The organism is Streptomyces sp. NPDC028419, assembly GCF_055565515.1.
Genome location: NZ_JBVHUE010000001.1, coordinates 359061 through 379673 on the forward strand (window position 1 = coordinate 359061; position 20613 = coordinate 379673).

At 72.6% G+C, this 20613-nt stretch carries 23 protein-coding genes; 10 read left to right on the forward strand and 13 right to left on the reverse strand.

From position 1 onward, the window contains the following. Positions 1–10: 10 nt before the first annotated feature. Both ACZ4UB_RS01720 and ACZ4UB_RS01725 read right to left on the reverse strand, forming a co-directional pair. On the reverse strand, positions 11–1999 hold the full coding sequence (locus ACZ4UB_RS01720; protein WP_468067563.1) for an FUSC family protein: 1989 nt from the start codon (positions 1997–1999) through the stop codon (positions 11–13). A gap of 71 nt (positions 2000–2070) precedes the next feature. Next, positions 2071–2898, reverse strand: coding sequence for a hypothetical protein (locus ACZ4UB_RS01725; protein ID WP_468067564.1), 828 nt, complete (start codon positions 2896–2898; stop codon positions 2071–2073). Between the two features lie 223 nt (positions 2899–3121). Here ACZ4UB_RS01725 and ACZ4UB_RS01730 point away from each other — a divergent pair, with 223 nt between their 5' ends. Further along, positions 3122–3520: a hypothetical protein gene (locus tag ACZ4UB_RS01730; RefSeq protein ID WP_354378731.1), complete on the forward strand. Its 399-nt coding sequence runs from the start codon at positions 3122–3124 to the stop codon at positions 3518–3520. 248 nt (positions 3521–3768) lie between these two features. On the opposite strand, the gene ACZ4UB_RS01735 is transcribed toward ACZ4UB_RS01730, so the two are convergent. The 6 genes from ACZ4UB_RS01735 to ACZ4UB_RS01760 all read right to left on the reverse strand — a co-directional run bounded on the left by ACZ4UB_RS01735 (position 3769) and on the right by ACZ4UB_RS01760 (position 6632). Then, entirely contained in the window at positions 3769–3921 is a 153-nt protein-coding gene (locus ACZ4UB_RS01735; RefSeq protein WP_468067566.1) for a hypothetical protein, read from the reverse strand. A gap of 56 nt (positions 3922–3977) precedes the next feature. Further along, positions 3978–4295 carry a hypothetical protein gene (locus ACZ4UB_RS01740; protein ID WP_468067567.1) on the reverse strand — a complete coding sequence of 106 codons (318 nt, stop codon included), beginning with the start codon at positions 4293–4295 and terminating at the stop codon, positions 3978–3980. A gap of 113 nt (positions 4296–4408) precedes the next feature. Further along, complete coding sequence (locus ACZ4UB_RS01745; RefSeq protein ID WP_468067569.1) at positions 4409–5038, reverse strand: class F sortase; 630 nt, start codon at positions 5036–5038, stop codon at positions 4409–4411. Positions 5039–5244: 206 nt separating this feature from the next. Next, positions 5245–5595 carry a hypothetical protein gene (locus tag ACZ4UB_RS01750; protein WP_468067571.1) on the reverse strand — a complete coding sequence of 117 codons (351 nt, stop codon included), beginning with the start codon at positions 5593–5595 and terminating at the stop codon, positions 5245–5247. 39 nt (positions 5596–5634) lie between these two features. Next, a complete protein-coding gene (locus tag ACZ4UB_RS01755; protein ID WP_354378726.1) occupies positions 5635–6387 on the reverse strand; it encodes a CbtA family protein in 753 nt (250 codons plus the stop codon). A gap of 29 nt (positions 6388–6416) precedes the next feature. Continuing rightward, a complete protein-coding gene (locus tag ACZ4UB_RS01760) occupies positions 6417–6632 on the reverse strand; it encodes a CbtB domain-containing protein (protein ID WP_283450817.1) in 216 nt (71 codons plus the stop codon). A 235-nt stretch (positions 6633–6867) separates the two neighbouring features. Between ACZ4UB_RS01760 and ACZ4UB_RS01765 the strand changes: the two genes are divergently transcribed. Next, positions 6868–7338: a histidine phosphatase family protein gene (locus ACZ4UB_RS01765; RefSeq protein ID WP_468067572.1), complete on the forward strand. Its 471-nt coding sequence runs from the start codon at positions 6868–6870 to the stop codon at positions 7336–7338. Here the strand turns inward: ACZ4UB_RS01765 and pucL are convergent. The 3 genes from pucL to ACZ4UB_RS01780 form a co-directional block, all read right to left on the reverse strand. After that, positions 7335–8252 carry a factor-independent urate hydroxylase gene (pucL, locus tag ACZ4UB_RS01770; RefSeq protein ID WP_468067574.1) on the reverse strand — a complete coding sequence of 306 codons (918 nt, stop codon included), beginning with the start codon at positions 8250–8252 and terminating at the stop codon, positions 7335–7337. The two genes, ACZ4UB_RS01765 and pucL, sit on opposite strands and share 4 nt — an antisense overlap. Positions 8253–8537: 285 nt before the next feature. Continuing rightward, positions 8538–9890, reverse strand: a complete 1353-nt coding sequence (locus ACZ4UB_RS01775; protein WP_468067575.1) for an aminotransferase class III-fold pyridoxal phosphate-dependent enzyme — start codon at positions 9888–9890, stop codon at positions 8538–8540. 62 nt (positions 9891–9952) lie between these two features. Further along, positions 9953–10693: an SDR family NAD(P)-dependent oxidoreductase gene (locus ACZ4UB_RS01780; protein WP_468067577.1), complete on the reverse strand. Its 741-nt coding sequence runs from the start codon at positions 10691–10693 to the stop codon at positions 9953–9955. Between the two features lie 182 nt (positions 10694–10875). Here ACZ4UB_RS01780 and ACZ4UB_RS01785 point away from each other — a divergent pair, with 182 nt between their 5' ends. After that, complete coding sequence (locus ACZ4UB_RS01785) at positions 10876–11241, forward strand: STAS domain-containing protein (RefSeq protein ID WP_354378721.1); 366 nt, start codon at positions 10876–10878, stop codon at positions 11239–11241. Continuing rightward, the gene (locus tag ACZ4UB_RS01790; RefSeq protein ID WP_468067579.1) at positions 11234–11776 is read left to right on the forward strand and encodes an ATP-binding protein; all 543 of its coding nucleotides are present in this window, start codon (positions 11234–11236) and stop codon (positions 11774–11776) included. Before ACZ4UB_RS01785 ends, ACZ4UB_RS01790 begins: the two co-directional genes overlap by 8 nt. Here ACZ4UB_RS01790 and ACZ4UB_RS01795 read toward each other — a convergent pair. Beyond that, positions 11773–12621, reverse strand: a complete 849-nt coding sequence (locus ACZ4UB_RS01795) for a SigB/SigF/SigG family RNA polymerase sigma factor (RefSeq protein ID WP_468067730.1) — start codon at positions 12619–12621, stop codon at positions 11773–11775. The two genes, ACZ4UB_RS01790 and ACZ4UB_RS01795, sit on opposite strands and share 4 nt — an antisense overlap. 205 nt (positions 12622–12826) lie before the next feature. Between ACZ4UB_RS01795 and ACZ4UB_RS01800 the strand changes: the two genes are divergently transcribed. From ACZ4UB_RS01800 to kdpC, 6 genes are all read left to right on the forward strand, one after another. After that, positions 12827–15109 (forward strand): SpoIIE family protein phosphatase, encoded by a 2283-nt coding sequence (locus ACZ4UB_RS01800; protein ID WP_468067581.1) that lies wholly within the window; start codon positions 12827–12829, stop codon positions 15107–15109. 73 nt (positions 15110–15182) lie between these two features. Then, positions 15183–15305 carry a hypothetical protein gene (locus ACZ4UB_RS01805; RefSeq protein WP_354378717.1) on the forward strand — a complete coding sequence of 41 codons (123 nt, stop codon included), beginning with the start codon at positions 15183–15185 and terminating at the stop codon, positions 15303–15305. Continuing rightward, the gene (gene kdpF, locus ACZ4UB_RS01810) at positions 15302–15391 is read left to right on the forward strand and encodes a K(+)-transporting ATPase subunit F (protein ID WP_354378716.1); all 90 of its coding nucleotides are present in this window, start codon (positions 15302–15304) and stop codon (positions 15389–15391) included. The genes ACZ4UB_RS01805 and kdpF overlap by 4 nt, the downstream gene beginning before the upstream one ends. 4 nt (positions 15392–15395) lie before the next feature. Then, positions 15396–17060, forward strand: a complete 1665-nt coding sequence (gene kdpA, locus ACZ4UB_RS01815; protein ID WP_468067583.1) for a potassium-transporting ATPase subunit KdpA — start codon at positions 15396–15398, stop codon at positions 17058–17060. Continuing rightward, the gene (kdpB, locus tag ACZ4UB_RS01820) at positions 17057–19168 is read left to right on the forward strand and encodes a potassium-transporting ATPase subunit KdpB (protein ID WP_468067584.1); all 2112 of its coding nucleotides are present in this window, start codon (positions 17057–17059) and stop codon (positions 19166–19168) included. The genes kdpA and kdpB overlap by 4 nt, the downstream gene beginning before the upstream one ends. Before the next feature lie 22 nt (positions 19169–19190). Next, positions 19191–19823, forward strand: a complete 633-nt coding sequence (gene kdpC, locus ACZ4UB_RS01825; RefSeq protein WP_354383466.1) for a potassium-transporting ATPase subunit KdpC — start codon at positions 19191–19193, stop codon at positions 19821–19823. A 66-nt stretch (positions 19824–19889) separates the two neighbouring features. Here the strand turns inward: kdpC and ACZ4UB_RS01830 are convergent, their stop codons facing one another. Continuing rightward, complete coding sequence (locus tag ACZ4UB_RS01830) at positions 19890–20477, reverse strand: NADPH-dependent FMN reductase (protein WP_354383465.1); 588 nt, start codon at positions 20475–20477, stop codon at positions 19890–19892. Positions 20478–20613 lie beyond the last annotated feature (136 nt).

The following is a 20613-nucleotide window of genomic DNA, read 5'->3' on the forward strand; positions in this document are numbered from 1 at the left end:
ACGGCGGGAACTACGGCGCCGGGTCCGCGATCGCGCGGGCCGCCGCCAGTTCCTGCTGCACGGGGAAGAGGACGGAGTCCTCCGCGACGGCGTCGGAGGCGGCCGCGCGCTCCCGGGGCGGGGCGCCGGGAGCGCGGACGGCCCCGGCCAGGGCGCGCAGCCCGTCGGTGACGGCGGCGACCTCCGCGGCCGGCGGGCGCTCGGCCCCGTGGTTGACCCGGACCCGGGCGGCGGTGGTGGCGTCCACGATGCGTTCCACGGCGACGACCAGCGGCCACCAGGCGGCGGCCCGGGCCCCGACGGGCGGCGGCTCGGTCAGCGCCCGCTGGAACTCGCTGCGCACCCCCGACAGGTCCCGGTAGATCCGGCGGCGGGCCTGGAGCCGGGCGGTCCGCGCCGCCCTCAGTCCCGCCTCGGTGTCCTCGTGCGGCCCGAAGGCCCGCTCGACGTAGCGCGCGGCGTCGTCCACCGTGTCGGCGAGCCGGTCGCCGATCCGGGTGCGCCAGCTCTCCGGCCACAGCAGGTAGCCCGCGACGAGCGTGATGGCGCAGCCGATCAGGCTGTCCAGCAGCCGGGGCCGGATCAGGTCGAAGCCCTGGTGGTTGAGCAGGTCCGACAGCAGCAGGATCACCGGGGTGATCGCGGCGGTCTGGAAGGCGTACCCCTTGGCGGAGAAGATCGGGATCAGCGCGCCGAGGGCCACCATCACCGGGACGTCCCACCAGCCCCGCGGCACCTCGGAGAGCACGGCGGCGGCCACGACCAGCCCGCCCGCGGTGCCCAGGGCGCGCAGCACGGCCCGGGAGAAGACCGAGCCGAAGTCGGGCTTGAGGACGAAGGTGACGGTCAGGGCCACCCAGTACGAGCGCTCGATCTCCACCACCGACACGAGCGCCTGGGCCAGCCCGATGCACAGCGCGAGCCGCAGCCCGTACCGCCAGGAGGCCGCGGACAACGCCATGTCGCGCACCGCGCGCCGGGCCCGCACGCCCAGCGCCGCGGGCCGCCCGAGCCGGTCGTCCACGTTGTGCATGTCCGGCTCGGCCAGGTGCACGATCGTGGCGGCGTGCCGCAGGGCCGCGTCGATGGCCCGCTCGGACTGGCCGTGCGGCGCGGGGAGGTCCAGTACGACGACCCCCGTGCGGCCCTCTTCGACGGCGGTGGCCAACTGCCGCACCGCCGCGGGGATCTCCGGGGGCAGCGGCCGGCCGCGCAGGTGGGCCGCGGGGGCGGCCTCGACCAGCGGGATGACCACATTGAGCTGGGCCAGCATCCGCACCAGGGAGCTGCTGCGCCCGTGCACCCGCGCCCGCCGCGCCAACACCAGGTCGTACGCCTGGTTGAGGGCCAGGGTGACCTTCTGGCGGCGCTCCTCGTAGCCGGGAGCGCCCGCGTCCTCCAGCAGTTCGGCGAGCGAGCGGTAGGTGGCCGCGACGGCGGCCCGCTCCGGGCGGCGCCCGCGCAGCGGCCAGCCGAGCAGGGTGAGCGCGAGGACGAACAGCCCGCCCGCGCTGAGCAGCAGCGGTGCGGTCCACCAGGGTTCGGGCATCGGCAGCCCGGCCCCGACCACCGCGTTGAGCAGCAACAAGAGACCGGAGACGGAGGCGACCGTGCCGATCGAGGAGATCATCCCGGAGACCAGCGCGATGAGCGTGAGCACCCCGACGGCGAGCCAGCCGTGGCCGAAGACCAGGGTGCCCAGGGCCACGCCGACCCCGCCGAAGAGCTGCGGGACGGCGATGTTGAGCACCCGCATCCGGTAGGCGTCGGCGGTGTCCCCGATCACCCCGGACAGGGCTCCCATCGAGACGAGGGCGCCGTACTCCGGCTCACCGAGGGCGAATCCGGCCGCGAGCGGCACGGCGAGCGCGATGCCGGCGCGCGCCGCGGCGGCCCAGGGGACCGGAGCGGTGCTCGGGCGCAGTCCCTTGAGCAGCCAGTCGGGCGGGGCGAGCGGATGGGACCGGGTCCGTCCGGACGGTATCTGTTCGCTGCTCATGCCGCTTCCGTACCGCCCCTCGCGAATCGGTTCTTCTGGGGCTTTCCTGGGACGTTGTGTACGTTCCGAGCTTATGGGGTCCGGCGCAGTCGACCGGTCAGCCAGGCGGCCAGGGCGACGGCGAGTCCGAGGGCGAGGACGGCCCAGGTGGTCGTGCGCAGGAAGGCCGTGAGCGCGTCGTAGACCGCGGCGGCGGCGGGCCGGTCGACGTCGGGCGGCAGGTCGTCCAGGGTGAGCCCGCGGCAGATCCGCACGGCCAGCCACAGCAGCCCGCCCCCGATCGCCAGACCCGCGCCGACGGCGATCAGGGCACGGCGGCGGCGGGCGGCGACGGCCACCGCGGCGACGGCGAGGACCAGGGTGAGGACCGGGAGCCAGATGCCCGCGATCTGGAGCATGTGGAAACTCCTCCGGAGGGCGCCGAGGTTGTCGTACTCCATGACCTTGACCGTGAGGTGGGAGACCGGGATCCGGTCGGCCAGCGGCACGCCGTCGCCGACGAGTTCCCCCTTCACCTGCTCGACGATGGGCGCGAGGTCGATGGTCAGCGCGTCGCCCTCACCGGTGGTCAGCGCCTGGAGGAACGCGGCGTGCGCGGCGCGGTTGGCCGCGTCCCAGGCGGTCCGGTAGGCGGGGGTGCCGGTGAAGGAGCGCAGGGCTTCGCCGAGGAGGCTCTCGACCCCGCCCTGGAAGGGGCCCGCGTCGATCTGGCCGACGAGCGCGCGGGAGGCCTGGGTGACGACCACCCGCTGCACGTCGTGGTTCCCGGCCAGCGGGGACATGGCGGCGGTGTAGCGGTCGGCGTCGCCCAGTTCGCGGTCGGCCCAGTACGCGACGGCGCTCAGGGGCACCAGGAGTGCCACGAGCACGACGAGGACGGCCGAGAGGAAGCTGCGCACGCCACCAGCCAATGCCAGGCGGCTGCGGAGGGCGAGCGTGGTTGCTGCGTACGGGTGGTTCCGCCGGGGCAACGTCACCCGTGCGCCACGGGCGCCGGTCGGCCCCCGCCCCTCGCCGCGCTTGATCCACTTGCCCGGTGCGGACGGCGGGTGTGCCCTTGAGGGTGAGGAAGCGGGACACGCTCCCGACGGACACGCTCCGATCCAGAGAGGGAGCCCGGTCATGGCACATGCGGCACCCACCGCCCGCGCGCGGTACGCGGCGGACCTCAAGAACTCCGGCCGGGCCGCCCTGGCCCGCCCGCTGGCCCTCGGGCTGATCTACGGCGTCTACGCGGCCTTCATGAAACGGCAGATGGGACCGGTCGACGCGGGCAACGTCTTCTACGGGATCCTGTGCGGCGTGCTCTTCGCCGCCTGCCTGATCGTGCTCGCGCGCGTCGGCCCGCAGCTGCCGCGGGAGGCCCGTGCGGCGGCGTACGGCATCTTCACCGGCATCGCGCTGGGCTACCTGTACAGCCTCACCGGCCAGAGCGTGCTGCTGTCGAGCGGCATCGCCCTCGCGGCGGCCGCGGGCGTGGCGGTGGGCGCGTTCTACCGCTACTACACGCGCGAGCCCTGAGCGATCTCCCGGCGGTCCGACCCGGATGGGTCTTCCGGCCGACGAACCCTGGACTTTTGCCCGAGGCGGGAGCCGGCGCCCCTGTCGCAGACTGACAGAGGCGCCGCTTCCCGGGCCCGGTGGTCGAACCTCACCGTCCACTCTCCGTTGCCGAGGGCCCGGGAAGCGGCGTTCCTCATGCGCCCGCCCGGTGCGTCAGGCGCGCCGGTGTTTCACGTGAAACACCGGACCTTCACCCGCCCGGCCGCTCACTCGCCCGGCGTGGTGTCCACCGGGGCGTCGGCGCCCGGCCTGGCGTCGGCCGGGAGCGGTGTGGGGCTCGGGGCAGGGGGCGCCACCGTGAAACGGGCGGCTTCCGCGCGGAGCATGGCATTCAGGGCCGCGTAGGGGTCGATGGGCATGGCGGAACCTCACAGGGGGTGACAGGGGTGTGGGGGTGCTCTGCTGCTCGGCCCGCTCAGCAGCGCAGGACCACACTCCGCACCGTGCGGGGCCCCTCGACGCTCTCCCCGCACGCGTACGGGAACGCGCGCGCCGCGGGCGCCGCGAGCACCGTGAGTCCCGGCGACGGGGCGTGGCGCGGCGCGATGCCGCGCGCGCAGGGCCGCGGGGCGGCCCGTACCTCGGGATCGACGCCCGGATCGGATTCGGCGGGCTCGGCCGCGGACGCGGGCCGGGGAGCGGGTTCCGTACCCGCCGCGGCGGCCCCGGCGCCGAACGCGCAGAGCAGCACGACGCAGGCCACTGCCAGGGCCCTCGCCAGTGCCGTCCGCATCGTCCGCGCACACCGCGTCCCGCTCATTCCCGGGATGTGCCCCGACGCGCCCGGGAGTGCCCCCGCGGCACCTCAGAAGCCCCCGATCGGGTGAGGAACACACCCCCCACGGGCTACCTGCCGCGCCGGGTCCCCGACAGATGGGCGTGGACCGTGGTCTCGCCGGTGACCACGCGCAGTGCGGGGCGCTTGCCGGAGTCCGTGGCCCGGGGGGTGCCGATGTGGTCGATCGTGAACACGGCGGTACGTCCGTCCGCGCGCGGGATCTCGATCGTCCGCCCCTTGCGCAGCGTGGCCAGCCGCAGGGTCGCGCTCTCTCCGGAGACCACGGCCGTCCCGGCGGCGCCCGGAGTCGGGCTGTCCACGTCCCAGCCGACCGCGTTGCCCGCCGACCCCGCGCTCAGCGGGAGGTCGACCCCGAGGTCGGGGATGCGCAGCCGCAGTGGGCGGGCCGCCGACAGCGGCGCGGCCGCCGACCGGCCCGCGCCCCGGTGGGGACCGCGGCCCGCGCCGTGCCCCGCGTGCTCCTCGCGCCCGTCCTCCAACTGCTCGACGAGTCGACGGTGTCCGGACAGGCCCAGGGCCCGGGAGGGGAAGCCCTCCGCGGGGGCCTTGGCGAAGGCGCCGGCGGCATCGGTGCCACCCGGGTCGCCGGCCGCGCCGTCGGTCTGGCGCAAGAGCACGAGTCCGGTGCACAGCAGAGCCACCGTCAGTCCGCCGGCAATCCACTTCGGGCGGTGCATGGCAGTCCCTCCTGAGTCCGGCCGGGGCGGGGGCGGCCGGATTCCTGTGAGCAGGGGACCCCCGTCGGACTGTCACTACCGTGAGAACGACCGGCCCTTGCTGAGGTGTCCGAGGCGTGTCGGGTCGTCAGGAGTACGTCTTCGCAGCTCGCGCCGGGTACGAGGGCGGCTTCGAGCCGATGGCGGGCATGCCGCCGAACGGGTGATCAGGTGAGGACGAACGCGACGGCCGCCGCGCCGAAGAGCGCGGCGGCCATGTGGACGGCCGGGTGGCCGTAGTCGCCGTACCAGAGGTGCCGGACCAGACCGCCGATCGCGGCCAGCGCCGTGATGATGCCGATCTGGGCCAGCAGGGTCACGTCGGAGAACTGGACCACGACGAGCAGCAGCAGATTGACCCAGAAGGGCGCCGCGCCCGTCCAGCCCTGCCAGCGCCAGCCCCGCGGGTGCCAGCCCTGCCGGGGGCCGGCCTGCTCCGGCCGGGTCTGGCCGGGCCGGGTCTGCCCGAGCCCGGTCTGGCCGGGCCCGGTCTGCCAACGCCGTGTCGCCGTTCGCATGCCGGGCCCTCCGTCGTGGTGACCGAGGCGATCAACTGATCAGCTCGTAGGCTGAACAGCTTCCTTGTGCGTGGCGGAAGGAACAAGGAGGCGTTCGGCAAGAACTCCGAAGCCGAGGCCGAAAACCGCCCACAGCGTCGCCTGGATGGCGAGCGAGGTCAGCCGGAACTGCCAGATGAGCCCCGCCGGGAAATCGGCGGGAACCTCGTAGATCGACGGCAGGAACGCGTAGGCGACACCGACCGCCACGACGAAGGCGGCGACGGCGATGACGCTGGCGTTCCAGTTCCCCCGCGAGGGAGCCAACCGCCGTCCCAGCACGGTGGCCGCCGCGGCGAGCAGCACGCTGAGCGCGATCATCAGTACGTAGAGGGTGGTCCGCTTCACGACGGTGTCGGGGTCACCGACCGCGGGCGGATTGGCCGGGTACTTCAGGAACGGCACCAGGGTGACCGTGACGAACAGGCCCCCCGCGACGAGCAGCGAGGTGACCCGCGGCGTGAAGCGGCCGATGCGTCCCAGGGCGAAGCAGAAGACGAGCGCGGCGATGCCGCCGAGCGCGACCGAGTAGAGGAGCACGCCGGTGCCGAGCCCCGCGGTGGACTGCAGGGCGCGGCTGACCGGAGCCATCTCGGCATGGTCGTGACCGGCGTTGGCGGCCTCTTCGATGGCGATCGCCGCGTCCACCTTGGATTCACCGAGGAGGTACGCGACGAGGAAGGCCGCCACGCCGGCCACCAGGCCGGCGAGCATGCCCCGGATCAACAGGGCACGCACGGAAATGGAGTTCATCGGTTGGGTTCCTCTTGCCGTGGCGGAGATCAGTGGCAGGGGAAGCCGAGGAGGTGGCGGCCGTCGTGCATCCACTCGTGGATGGTGTCGCCCTGGAAGACGGCCGTGGCGCCCTGTTCGGCGCCGACGAAGTAGAGCAGGACCAGCATCAGGATGCCGACGAACAGGGCCCAGGGGGCCAGTTCCTTGAGCGAGATGGGCGAAACGGCGGCGGGAGCCGTCGTGGGCACGGCGGAGTGGGCCATGGCAGAACCTCCAGGGGGAACACGCGTCCCGGTCAGTGGTGCTCTTGACGAAGGTGGCGGGTCTGACTTCCCTCCCTCGCGGGAGGATTCACAGTGGCGCGACCGTGCCGGATTCTCACCGGTACTTCCGTCATACCGTCGTCATGTCGTCCGAGACCGTACCGCGCAAGTGGCGTGAACACCACGGCGTGTGGCCGCCGTCTCACGCCCCGGGCGTGCGCTCTACCCTCGGCCCATGTCCTCCGCCGCGCCCGTGCGCCTGCTCCTCGTCACCCCCGCGCTGGACCTCGCCGCCCGCCAGGGCCGCTTCGGGTCCGGCGCGCCCTGCCCGGAACATCCTGGTCTGAACGGCCTGGACACCGGTGCCTGGGCCGGCCGGACCCTGGACGAGGTGGCCGCCGAGGACCCGGCCGGGGTCCGCGGGTGGCTCACGGACCCGCACTACGCGCCGCCCGGGGGCGAGTCGGTGGCCGCGCTGACCGCGCGCGTGGGGGCGGCCCTGGCCGAGCTGGCCGGGGGCCGTCACCACGTGCCGGTCGAGCAGGCCGTCGTCCGCGCGGCCGTCGTGCACGCGCTGGAGCTGCCGCACGCCGCCTTCTGGCGGCTCGACGTGCGCCCGGAGACCGTCACCGAGCTGACCGGCCGGGCCGGCCGCTGGAACCTGCTGCTGGGGCGGGCCCGGCAAGATCCGAAAGAGACGGCCTAAGCGACGATCCAGTCGCTGGTCGCGATCACCGGCTGCACGCCCTCGCGGTGGATGGTGCCCTCGATCAGACCGTACGGCCGGTCCGCGGCGAAGTAGACCTCGTTGTCGTTCTTGAGGCCGAAGGGCTCCAGGTCGACGAGGAAGTGGTGCTTGTTGGGCAGGTTCAGCCGGACCTCGTTGACCCGCGGGCAGTGGTCGAGCACCCGCTCGGCCATCTGGTTCAGGGTCTGCTGGAGCGAGTAGGAGTACGTCTCGGCGAAGGCGTCCAGCATGTGCGTGCGGACCTTCTTGTACGAGCGGTCCCAGTCGTGCTCCGGGTCGTCGGCGGCCAGCGCCGAGTGCGCCCAGCGCGCGGTGACCTTGGTGGCCAGGATGCGGTCGTACGCCTCCTGGAGGGTCGTGTACTTGTCCTTGATGTAGCCGTGGAACTCGGAGTTGGTCGAGTTCATCACCGTCAGGTCCTTCAGGCCCGAGATGACCTGGAGACCGGTCGTCTCGCTGTAGGTGACCTGCGCGGTGCGCACTTCCTGGCCCTTGAGGACGAAGGAGTGCTGCTCCTTGCGGGTCGGGACGGGGATCCGCTCCCAGGCGAACTCCTCGATGCGGATCTGCGCCTCGCGGATCGGGGCCTGCGAGGAGACGAAGTGCTTTGCGAGCCGGATGCCGAAGGCCTCCGGGGAGTCGATGCCGTGCTCCTTGCCGAAGGCGTACACCGTGTTCTTGGTGGTGTCGGTCGGCAGGCAGTGGGCGTTGTCGCCGGTGAGGTGGACGTCGCGGAAATCACCGCGGAGCGCGACCGAGACGTTGAGGTCGCGGATCTCGTGCCACGAACCGTCGTTTCCCTTGCGGGTGACCTTGACGATGCGGTTCTCGGCCTTGCCGTACTGGTTGTGGCCCAGGACGTGCTTGCTCATGCTGTCTTCCTTCGGGTACTCGGGAACACGGAGTCCGGTGTTCTGGATCCCGTACGCCCGGCGTCCAGCGCCCGCCCGGTGCCCTGGACGCGCCGCTCCCCGCCGTTCGGCCCGCGGGGGCCGCCCCGGGACTGACGTGCATCCCGGTCCGTAGGTGCTTGAAGGGGATTGCAGCACGCGGGCGGCCGGTTCTCCCCGGTACGGATCGTCCGAGAACCGGCCCCCCTGCCTGGGCGACCGCACAGGACCGCCCGCCCGGGCCTTCGGCGGGCCCGGGCGCACGGCTCACGCCATGTGCGCGTCCGCCACCGCGAGGGCCTCGTCGAGGACGGCCAGGCCCTTGGCCACGTCCGCCGCGGCGATGTTGCAGGGCGGGGCGACGTGCAGCCGGTTGCCCGCGACCAGCGGCCACAGCCCGCCCTTCTTGCAGGCCTCCGCGAAGGCGCCCATGGGAGCGGCCGCCGCGCCCGAGGCGGCGTACGGAACCAGCGGCTCGCGCGTCCGCGGGTCCCGTACGAGCTCCAGCGCCCAGAAGGTGCCCAGTCCCCGGACCTCACCGACCGAGGGGTGGCGCTCGGCCAGCTCCCGCAGCCCCGGACCCAGCAGCTGCGCACCGGTGCGCGCCGACTGCTCGACGACGCCCTCCTCCGCCATGGTGGTGAGGGTCGCCACCGCCGCGGCGCAGGCCAGGACATGCCCGGAGTAGGTCAGGCCACCGGGGTAGGGGCGGCGGGCGAAGGTCTCGGCGATGGCGCCGGAGATCGCGACGCCGCCGAGCGGTACGTAGCCGCTGTTGACGCCCTTGGCGAAGCAGAGGAGGTCGGGGGTGACGTCCCAGTGGTCGGCGGCGAACCACCGGCCGGTGCGGCCGAAGCCGACCATGACCTCGTCCAGGATGAAGACGATGCCGTAGCGGTCGCACAGCTCGCGCACGCCCGCGAGGTAGCCGGGCGGCGGTACGAGCACGCCCGGGGCGCCGCCGACGCTCTCCAGGATGATCGCGGCGATCGACTGCGGGCCCTCGAAGACGATCGTGTCCTCCAGGTGCCGCAGCGCCCGCGCGCCCTCCTGCTCCGGGGTCTCGGAGTAGAAGGGCGAGCGGTAGGGGTAGGGCCCCCAGAAGTGCACGACCCCGGCGGTCGCCGTGTCGTTGCCGAAGCGGCGGGCGTCACCGGTCAGGTTGATCGCCGTGGAGGTGGCCCCGTGGTACGAGCGGTAGGTGCTCAGCACCTTGGCGCGCCCGGTGTGCACCCGGGCTATCCGGACGGCGTTCTCGACGGCTTCGGCGCCGCCGTTGGTGAAGAAGATCTTGTCCAGGTCGCCGGGGGTGCGCTCGGCGATCAGGCGGGCGGCCTCGGAGCGGACGTCCACGGCGAAGCCGGGGGCCAGGGTGCACAGCCGGGCGGCCTGCTCCTGGATCGCGGCGACGACCTTGGGGTGCTGGTAGCCGATGTTGGTGTAGACGAGCGAACTGGAGAAGTCGAGGAAGCGGTTCCCCTCGTAGTCCCAGAAGTACGAACCCTCCGCCCCGGCGACGGCGAGCGGGTCGATCAGCTCCTGGGCCGACCACGAGTGGAAGACGTGCTTCCGGTCAGCTTCTTTCACGGCGTCACGGGTGCGGGCGGCTTCTGCGTTCATGGGTCGAGCGTAGTTGTCCACGATGTGGATGGGCGGGCGGTTGAGGCCCCGGGGCGGCGGGCTCACACGACGTGGCGGCCGCCGTCGACGGTCAGCACGTCGCCCGTCGTGTAAGCGGCGTTCACCAGGTAGAGGGCGGCCTCCGCGACGTCCTCCGGGGTGCCGACCCGGCGCAGCGGGGTGTTGGCCGTGATCCACTCGCGCGAGCTCTCCCAGACCTCCTCGGCCCCGTCGTACCAGGGGGTCTCGATCAGCCCGGGGGCCACCGCGTTCACCCGGATGGCGGGCCCGAGCTGTGCGGCGAGCAGCCGGGTCATGTGGTTGACCGCGGCCTTGCTGACGGCGTAGGGAACGGAGCTGCCCAGGGCCCGCGTCGCGGAGACCGAGGAGATGTTCACGATCGAGGCGGCCCCGGATTCCCGCAGGTGGGGGGCGGCGGCGGTGACCATCTGCCAGGTGCCGAGCACGTTCACCTCGAAGATGTCGCGCCAGGCGTCCGCATCGGCGGCGTCGAGGTCGTCGAGGGGGATGAAGCGGGTCCGACCGGCGTTGTTGACGAGGATGTCGAGGCGCCCGTGGGCCTCGACCGCGGTCGCCACGATGCGGCGTGCGTCGGCGAGGTCGGACACGTCCCCCCGCACGTAGAGCGCCCCCGGCAGCTCGGCGGCGAGTTCCCGGCCGGCCTGCTCGCTGTGGGCCGAGTTGATCACGACCCGGATGCCCTCGGCGGTCAGCCGGCGGGCGATGGCGGCGCCGATTCCGGATGACGAACCGGTGATCAGGGCTACGCGGCTCTCGGTCATGTGTCCTCCTGCTCGGGGTGCCGGGTGGTGAGGAAATGGATCTTAACTTATCGCATGCTGGAATCAAGTTTCCGTAATTCGGAATATAGGTGAGGGTGGGTGAAGGCATCGGCAACCGAACGCCACGTGGTTGAGCCCGGGGGAGCGGGGTAGGCGCGGGGCGACGGGAGGTGGGTCGGGTGATGGCGGAGCGGTTCTCGGTCGAGGCGACCCACGTGGAGGGCGCGGTCGTCCTGACGCTCTCCGGCGAACTCGACCACGACACGGCGGGCCCCCTACGGGCGGCCCTGGCGGCGGCACTGGCCGGGGACGGCGCGTCCCGGCTGCTCATCGACTGCGCGGGGCTGGGCTTCTGCGATTCCACCGGGCTCAACGCGCTGCTGCGGGCCAGGATGGCCGCGCGGGCGACCGGCGGACGCCTGGAGCTCGCCGGGCTGCGCCAGCCGGTGGCCAGGATGTTCCGGACGACCGGGGCCGACGGCGTGTTCCGCGTCCACGACGACCTCGCCGCGGCCCTGGCGAGCGACGGTGGCGGGACCGGTGCCTGAACCCGAGCGGGCACGACCGGGGCCGGCGCGACCCGTGGCCGCGCCGGCCGAGGAGACGCGGCGCTTGGTGCTGGGCGGGCCGGTGACGGGGGTGGTCACCCGGTCCCGCGACTTCACCCGGCGCGCCCTCACCGAGTGGGACTGGCTCCCGGCCGACCCGGGGGCCGAGGCCGACCGCGGCGACGACCCGGTGGCGGCGGAGGCCGCGGAGGTGGCGGAGGACGTCCTGCTGCTGGTGTCCGAGATGGTCACCAACGCCTGCCTGCACGCGGGCGGCCCGGGCGCGCTGGTGCTGCGGCACACCGGCGGCGGCTTGCGGATGGAAGTCAGCGACGGGAGCCCCGAGCACCCCCGCCGCCGCTCGCCCGACGATCCGTCCGTCCCCGGGGGACACGGGCTGGTGGTCCTCGAAAGGCTCTCCCGCGACTGGGGCTGGGAGCGCGACGAGGTGGTGGGCGGCAAGACCGTGTGGGCCGAGGTGGCCGCACCGCTCCCGCCGCCCACCCGGCCCCGCCGGGGCCGCTCACAGCACTAGGTCGTCGAGGGAGCCGAGCCGCCGTCGGCGCCTTCGTTCTCGGGGGCGTCCTCCAGCAGGCCGGCGCGGAGCCGGGCCAGGGTGCGGGTCAGCAGCCGGGACACGTGCATCTGGGACAGGCCGAGCCGGTCGCCGATCTCGGACTGCGTCAGCTCGTCGCCGAAGCGCAGCGACAGCAGGGTGCGCTCGCGCTCGGGCAGCACCGACAGCAGCGGCTTGAGGGACTCCAGGCATTCGATCCGGTCGTAGGCGTCCTCGTCCTCGCCGAGCACCGGCTGGCTGTCGAAGGAGTCCCCGTCACCCTCGCCCGGCACCGGAGCGTCCAGCGAGCGCGCGGAATAGGCGACGGCGGCCTTGCGGCCCTCGGCCAGCTCCTGCGGGGTGACGTCCAGCTTCTCGGCCAGCTCCTCCTCGGTGGGGGCGCGCCCGAGGTCCTGCTCCATGGCGTCCTGGGCCTTGGCCGTGTCCAGCCGCAGCTCCTGGAGCCGGCGCGGGACCTTCACGGCCCAGCTGGTGTCACGGAAGAACCGCTTGATCTCACCGGTGATCGTGGGCATGGCGAAGGTGGTGAATTCCGCCCCGCGCCCCGGGTCGAAGCGGTTGATCGCCTTGATCAGTCCGACCGTGCCGACCTGGATGATGTCCTCGATCGGTTCGCTGCGCCCGCGGAACCGGCGGGCGGCGTACTTGACCAGGCTGAGGTTGAGCTCGACGAGCGTGTTGCGCACGTACGAGTACTCGGCGGTGCCCTCTTCCAGGGCCCGCAGCCGCTCGAACAGGGTCACCGAAAGGGTTCTGGCGTCGGCGGTGCTCACCTTGAGCGGTTCCTCCGGTATGCCCTCCATGAGCTGGTGTCGGTCATCTGTTCGCAGCATGTGGTGCTCCTCCGACGGGTGGTCGCACTGCCTGATCGCGGCACGGCCGTCGTGCGAGCTGACCCTTCCGGTATACCCGGTGGCCCTTGCGCTTACCCGTTCGAGTGACCGGAGGCACACCCGCGGGGCGGCTCAGGGAGCACACTGGAGATCCTTGAGGACCTGGAGCCGGAACATGAGCCGGGACATCAGCCGGGACACCGGTGCGCAGACCGACCGGGGCATCGGGCAGGAGGTGGTCCGGGGCCTGCGCGGCGCCCCCGCCGAGGCCCTGGCCGCGGCCGTCTCCGCGCTGACCGCCGAGGTCGCCGAGCTGTACGACGACCGGGCGCGCCGGCGGCTGCTCGACCTGGCCACCGGGGTGCTCGTCGACCAGCTCCGGGTGACCCCGGCCGAGGCGGCGGACCACCTGCTGGAGCTGGCCGTCAGCACCGGGCTCAGCGCCGGCGACCTGGCCGCCGACATCCTGAACGCCGCCGCGAAGTCCCTGGTGGTCGAGGCCCCGGCCGAAGCCCGGCGGATCCGCCGGGCCACGGCGGCCGTCCTCGCCACCGACAGCGCGGGGGAGGCCGCCGTCACCCTGCTGGACGAGGGGCTGCGCCGGATCGGGGTGCGCACGCTCTACCTCTGGCGCCGGACCGGAACCGACTGCCTGGCGCTGGCCGGGCAGGCCGGAGCGGGGCCGCAGGAGGCGCTGCACTGGCAGTGGGTGCCGCCGGACACCCCGCTGCACCGGGTGCTGTGGGAGGGCGCCGCCTGGTGGGGCGTGGACGACTGGCTGCCGGGCGGGACCGGGACGCGCGCGGTGCTGCCGCTGCGCCGGCACGGGCACATCGTCGGGGTGGCCCTGTGCGTCTGGGACACCGCCGAGGGCCCCGACGACCGGGTGCGGCGCACCGCCGAGCTGCTGTGCGAGCCCTGCGGGGCGCTGCTGGGCGACCCCGATCCGCCCGGGACCCGGGCCGGGGAGGCGGCGCTGCTGGAGCTGGCCTCCGGCCCGGCGGCGCTCCTGGGGACGGACGGCCGGCTGGAGTACGTGAACCCGGCCGCGCGCAGGGCGCTGGGCGCGGTGCGCAGCCCGGTGGGGCGGTCCGGCGCCGAGGTCTTCCCGTACGCCTGGGGCGTGCTGGGGCCCGCGGTCTCCGGGCCGGAGCCGCTGCGGCTGGGGCGGGTGGGCGGGCTGGACGACGTCCGGGTGCTGCCGCTGGGGCGGGGGCGGGCCGCGGTGCTGTGGGAGGCGGCGGCCCTGCGCAGCGAGGCCCTGGCCCGGGCCCTGGGGCGGCTGGACCGGGTCGGGTACTTCGCGGAGGACCTGCTGACGGGCGCCACGGACTGGAGCCGGGAGACGTACACGCTCTTCGGGATGGACCCGGACGCGCCGCCGGTGCCGCTGGCCCGGCTCGGTGCCCGGCTGCACCCCGAGGACGTCCCCCTGCTGGAGGGGCTGCTGGCCTCCCTGGTGGAGGGGCGCCGGGGGGACCGGGCGCTGGTCCGGGTGATCCGGGCGGACGGGGGCGTGCGGCACGTGCGGATCGCCGCCGAGCCGCTGCTGTCGGGGGCGGCGCTGGTCGGGCTCACCGGGGTCTACCAGGACGTGTCCGCGCAGCACCACAACGAGCTCGCGCTGTCGGCGGCCCACGAGGACGCGACGGCGCGGGCCCTGTTCGTGCTCCGGCTCCAGCGGGCGATCGTCCCGGAGGCGCCCTCGGTCACGGAACCGGCCGGCGGCCTGGACATCGCGGCGCGCTACCGGCCCGCCGCCCAGGACTACCTGGTCGGCGGGGACTGGTACGACGTACTGGCGCTGCCGGACGGCCGGGTGATGCTCGCGGTCGGGGACATCGCGGGGCACGGCATCGACGCGGCGACCAGCATGGTCGTGCTGCGCAACGCGCTGCGCGGGCTCGCGGTGACCGGCGCGGGTCCGGGCGCCCTGATGGCCTGGCTCAACGAGGTCACCCTGGGCACCCGCGGCGGGCCCACGGCCACCGCGGTGTGCGCGGTGTACGACCCGCGGACGGGCTCGCTGCGCTGGGCCGGCGCGGGCCACCCGCCCCTGCTGCTGTTGCGCGACGGGCGGGCGGCGATCCTGGAGGCACCGCTCAACATCCTCCTCGGGGCCGTGGCGGCGGTCGGCTACGAGGAGGCGGAGCTGTACCTGCGCCCCGGGGACACCCTGCTGCTGTACACGGACGGTTTCGTGGAGCGGCGGCACGTCGCCATGGAGCGGAGCCTGGCCGCGCTGCGGCGGGCGGCCGAGCGGGTGGGGGCCGGGCCCGTGGAGACGATGGCGGACGAGCTGTTGGCGCGGGTCACCGGGGACACCGACGACGACACGAGCCTGGTGGTGGTGCGGGTGCCCCGGACGGGTCCGGGACGGGCGTCGGGCCACGGGTCGGGCCACGGGGCGGGCCACGGGGCGGGCCGGGCATGGGGGTCAGGCGTTAGAGAGGCGTAAAAGCCGCCTACGGGGGCGTATGGGGCCCGTCAAGGACGTGCGCGGGAGGGTGTTCCAGGGGTTCCACTCGGAGGTGTCCGAAAGTCGTCCCCGGAACCCTCAGGAGCTCACGATGGCCGATCTGGCCTTCGTCGTCACCACGGTCGCGCTCTTCGCGCTGGTGGCCTTCGTCGCCAAGGGGGTGGCCAAGCTGTGACCGTCGAAAACATCGTCGGCCTGCTGGTCGCCGTCGCGCTGCTGGGCTATCTGGTCATAGCCCTCGTGTTCCCGGAGAGGTTCTAGCCCGATGAGTCCCGTTCTTTCCGGGGTGCTCCAGCTCCTCGCGCTCGTCGCCGCGCTGGCCCTCGCCCACCGGCCGCTGGGCGACTACATGGCCCGCGTCTACTCCTCCGAGAAGCACTACAAGCCGGAGAAGTGGATCTACCGGGCCATCGGTGCGAACCCGTCCGCGCAGATGCGCTGGCCGGCCTACCTGCGCTCCGTCCTCGCCTTCTCCGGCGTGAGCGTGCTGTTCCTCTACGGTCTGCTGCGGTTGCAGGGCGTGCTCCCCGGCTCGCTCGGCTTCGCCTCGATCAAGCCGGACCAGGCCTTCAACACGGCCGTCTCCTTCGTGGCGAACACGAACTGGCAGTCGTACTCCGGCGAGCAGGCCATGGGCCACGTCGTGCAGACCGGCGGGCTCGCGGTCCAGAACTTCGTCTCGGCTGCGGTCGGCATGGCCGTCGCGGTGGCCCTCGTACGGGGCTTCGCGCGCTCCCGCACCGGTGACCTCGGCAACTTCTGGGCCGACCTGGTCCGCGGCACCGTCCGCATCCTGGTGCCGATCTCGGTGATCGGTGCGCTCGTCCTCGTCGCCTGCGGGGTCATCCAGAACTTCTCCGGCATCCACCAGGTCGGCCAGTTCATGGGCGGCACGCAGCAGTGGAACGGCGGCGCGGTGGCCTCGCAGGAGGTCATCAAGGAGCTCGGGACGAACGGCGGCGGCTACTTCAACGCCAACTCCGCCCACCCCTTCGAGAACCCGACCCCCTTCTCCAACCTCTTCGAGATCTTCCTGATCCTCCTCATCCCCTCCGCGATGCCGCGGACCTTCGGGCGGATGGTCGGCAGCCTGCGCCAGGGCTACGCGATCCTGGCGACGATGGCCGTGATCTGGCTCGGTTTCTCCGCGCTGATGATGTGGACCGAGTTCGCGCACCACGGACCGGCGTTGCAGGCCGCGGGCGGTGCGATGGAGGGCAAGGAGACCCGGTTCGGCATCGGTGGTTCGGCGATCTTCTCGGTCGCCACCACCCTGACCTCGACCGGTGCGGTCAACTCCTTCCACTCCTCCTACACCGGGCTCGGCGGCGGCATCCAGCTGCTGGGCATGCAGCTCGGCGAGATCGCGCCCGGCGGTGTCGGTTCCGGCCTCTACGGCATGCTGGTCATGGCGATCATCGCGGTGTTCATCGCCGGCCTCATGGTCGGCCGCACCCCCGAGTACCTGGGCAAGAAGATCGGCACCCGCGAGATCAAGCTCGCCGCCTGCTACATCCTCATCACCCCCGTGCTGGTCCTCGGATTCACCGCCGTGGCGATGGCCCTGAGCGGGCCGCGCGCGTCGATGGCCAATGCCGGGGCGCACGGCTTCTCCGAGGTCCTCTACGCCTACACCTCGGGCGCCAACAACAACGGGTCCGCCTTCGCCGGGCTCAGCGCCGACACCCCGTGGTTCAACACGACCATCGGCCTCGCCATGCTGCTGGGCCGCTTCCTCCCGATGGTGTTCGTCCTCGCACTGGCGGGCTCGCTGGGCGAGCAGCGGCCGGTGCCGGAGACGGCCGGCACCCTGCGCACCGACAAGCCGCTCTACGCGGGCCTGTTGGTCGCCACGATCGTCATCATCACCGGACTGACCTACTTCCCGGCCCTGGCGCTGGGCCCGCTCGCCGAAGGGCTCGCCTCATGAGCACCGTCACCCCCACCCCCACGCCCACGCGGGCACCGCACCAGGACGCCCCCACCGGACACGCGCCGGAGCAAGGGCGGGTCGGCGCCGGCCTCTTCGACCCGGCTCAGCTGGTGAAGTCCTTCCCGGACGCCGTCCGCAAGCTCGATCCGCGGGTGATGGTCAAGTCCCCGGTCATGTTCGTGGTGCTGATCGGCTCGGTCGTCACCACCGTGCTGGCCCTGGGGAACCCGACCGACTGGTTCGGCTGGGCCATCACGGCCTGGCTGTGGCTGACCACGATCTTCGCCAACCTCGCCGAGGCCGTCGCCGAGGGCCGGGGCAAGGCCCAGGCCGACACCCTGCGCAAGGCCAAGACCGACACCGTCGCCCGCCGCCTCGACGGCGCCGTCGAGGAGCAGGTCCCCGGCACCGAGCTGCGGATCGGTGACCTCGTGGTCTGCGAGGCCGGTGACATCATCCCCGGCGACGGTGACGTCGTCGAAGGCGTCGCCTCCGTCGACGAGTCCGCCATCACCGGTGAATCGGCCCCCGTCATCCGGGAGTCGGGCGGTGACCGCAGCGCGGTCACCGGCGGCACCAAGGTCCTCTCCGACCGCGTGGTCATCAAGATCACCACGAAGCCCGGCGAGACCTTCATCGACCGCATGATCGCCCTCGTCGAAGGCGCGGCCCGGCAGAAGACCCCGAACGAGATCGCCCTCAACATCCTGCTGGCCTCGCTCACCATCGTCTTCCTGCTCGCGGTCGTCACCCTCCAGCCCTTCGCGATCTACGCGGGCGCCGAGCAGTCGATGATCGTGCTCACCGCGCTGCTGGTCTGCCTGATCCCCACCACCATCGGGGCGCTGCTCTCCGCGATCGGCATCGCGGGCATGGACCGGCTCGTGCAGCGCAACGTCCTGGCCATGTCCGGGCGTGCGGTCGAAGCGGCTGGTGACGTGTCGACGCTGCTGCTGGACAAGACGGGCACCATCACCCTCGGCAACCGTCAGGCCAGCGAGTTCGTGCCGGTCAAGGGCACCACCGAGGCCGAACTCGCCGACGCCGCCCAGCTGTCCTCCCTCGCCGACGAGACCCCCGAGGGCCGCTCGATCGTGGTCCTGGCGAAGGAGAAGTACGGCCTGCGCGAACGCCACCAGGGCGAACTGGCCCACGCCGAATGGATCGCCTTCACCGCCCAGACCCGGATGTCCGGTGTCGACGTGGACGGCAAGAAGACCCGCAAGGGCGCGGCCGGATCCGTGATCGCCTGGGTCAAGGAGCAGGGCGGACACGTCGCGGACGACGCCGACCTGCTGGCCAACCGCATCTCCGAGGCCGGCGGCACGCCGCTCCTCGTCGCGGTCGAGGACGCGCGCGGCGCCCGGATCCTGGGTGTCATCCACCTCAAGGACGTGGTCAAGGAGGGCATGCGCGAACGCTTCGACGAGCTGCGGCGCATGGGCATCAAGACCGTCATGATCACCGGTGACAACCCGCTCACCGCCAAGGCCATCGCCGAAGAGGCCGGTGTCGACGACTTCCTCGCGGAAGCGACGCCCGAGGACAAGATGGCCCTCATCAAGCGCGAACAGGCGGGCGGCAAGCTCGTCGCGATGACCGGCGACGGCACCAACGACGCCCCCGCGCTCGCCCAGGCGGACGTCGGCGTGGCCATGAACACCGGAACCTCGGCCGCCAAGGAGGCCGGGAACATGGTGGACCTGGACTCCAACCCCACCAAGCTCATCGAGATCGTCGAGATCGGCAAGCAGCTCCTCATCACCCGAGGAGCACTGACCACCTTCTCGATCGCCAATGACGTCGCGAAGTACTTCGCGATCATCCCGGCCATGTTCGCGGTGGTCTACCCCGGCCTGGACAAGCTCAACGTCATGGGCCTGGCCTCCCCCGAGTCCGCGATCCTCTCCGCGGTCATCTTCAACGCGCTGATCATCATCGCCCTGGTCCCGCTCGCCCTCAAGGGCGTCCGCTACCGACCCACCAGCGCCGACAAGATGCTCCGCCGCAACCTCGGCCTCTACGGAGTGGGCGGCCTCATCGCCCCCTTCATCGGCATCAAGCTCATCGACATGCTCATCACCCTCATCCCCGGCCTCGCCTGATTTAGGAACGTGCTGATCCGCCATGAACAACGCAGTTGGCAACACCGCGCGCCTGATCGGCGCGGGTCTCCGTGCCCTCCTCGTTCTGACCGTGATCTGCGGGGTCCTCTACCCCCTCGCCGTCACCGGCATCGCCCAAGCCGCCTTCCACGACCAGGCCAACGGCTCCGAGGTCAAGGACCGCACCGGCACCGTCGTCGGCTCCTCCCTCATCGGGCAGGGCTACGGGGACGACCTCCGCTGGTTCCAGTCCCGGCCCGCGGCCGGGCTGGGCCAGAACACCATCAACACCCAGTACGCGCTGCTGGTCTCCGGTGCCTCCAACAAGGCGGCCGACAACCCCGACCTGGTCAAGGCGGTCCGCGAGGCCCAGCGGAAGGTCATCGAGGACAACACGGTCCCCGGGTTCACCCCCACGCTCGCGCAGGTCCCCGCCGACGCCGTGACCTCCTCGGGCTCCGGCCTGGACCCGGCGATCTCCCCGGCCTACGCCGCCCTCCAGGTCCCCCGGATCGCGGCGAAGAACCACCTTCCGGTGGCCAAGGTCGAGCAGCTCGTCGCCGCGCACACCGAAGGCCGCACCCTGGGCTTCATGGGAGAGCCCCGGGTCAACGTCCTGGAGCTGAACACCGCCCTGAAGTCCCTGGCCGGCTGAACCGGGCGGTGCACGAACGGGTCCGGACCGCGGCGCGGTCCGGACCCGTCGGCCTGCGGTGGCGGATCAGGAGTTGTACGGGCGGGTCGTGCGGCCCTCGCGCAGGGTGGTGGCCCACCAGGTCAGCCGGTCCAGCAGGGTCTTCGCGGCGCCGGCCGCGCCCTGCGGGTCGTGGGCCTTGCCACCCTCGACGAAGTGGTCCCAGGCTCCGTGGAAGCTGACCGAGTCCCGGATGGTGACGCAGTGCAGCTCGGCGAAGACCTGGCGCAGGTGCTCGACGGCCCGCAGACCGCCGGAGACGCCCCCGTAGGAGACGAAGGCGACCGGCTTGGCGTGCCACTGGGTGGTGTGCAGGTCGAGGAAGTGCTTCAGGTGGGCCGGGTAGCTGTGGTTGTACTCGGGGGTGATGACGACGAACGCGTCCGCCGCGATGAGGCGCTCGGACAGCTCCTCCAGCGCGGGGGTGCGCGGGGTGCCCCAGTTCGGGTGGGCGGCGGGAAGCTCCAGCGCGGCCACGTCGATGACGTCGACCTCGAAGCCCGCGTGCTCGGTGGCGAGCGCGGTGAACCATGCGGCGACGTTCGGGGCGAAGCGGCCTTCGCGGGTGGAGCCGACGATGACGGCGAGCTTGTTCACAGGTGCGTTGTTGTCCATGGCAGGGAGGGTACGTGCGAGTCGATCTTGGTCTTCCGGCCGGGGGTTTCACGTGAAACGAATGACTGTTTCACGTGAAACGCGGGTGTTTCACGTGAAACACCCGTCTGAACAGCCCCTGTTGGGGCGGGCCGGG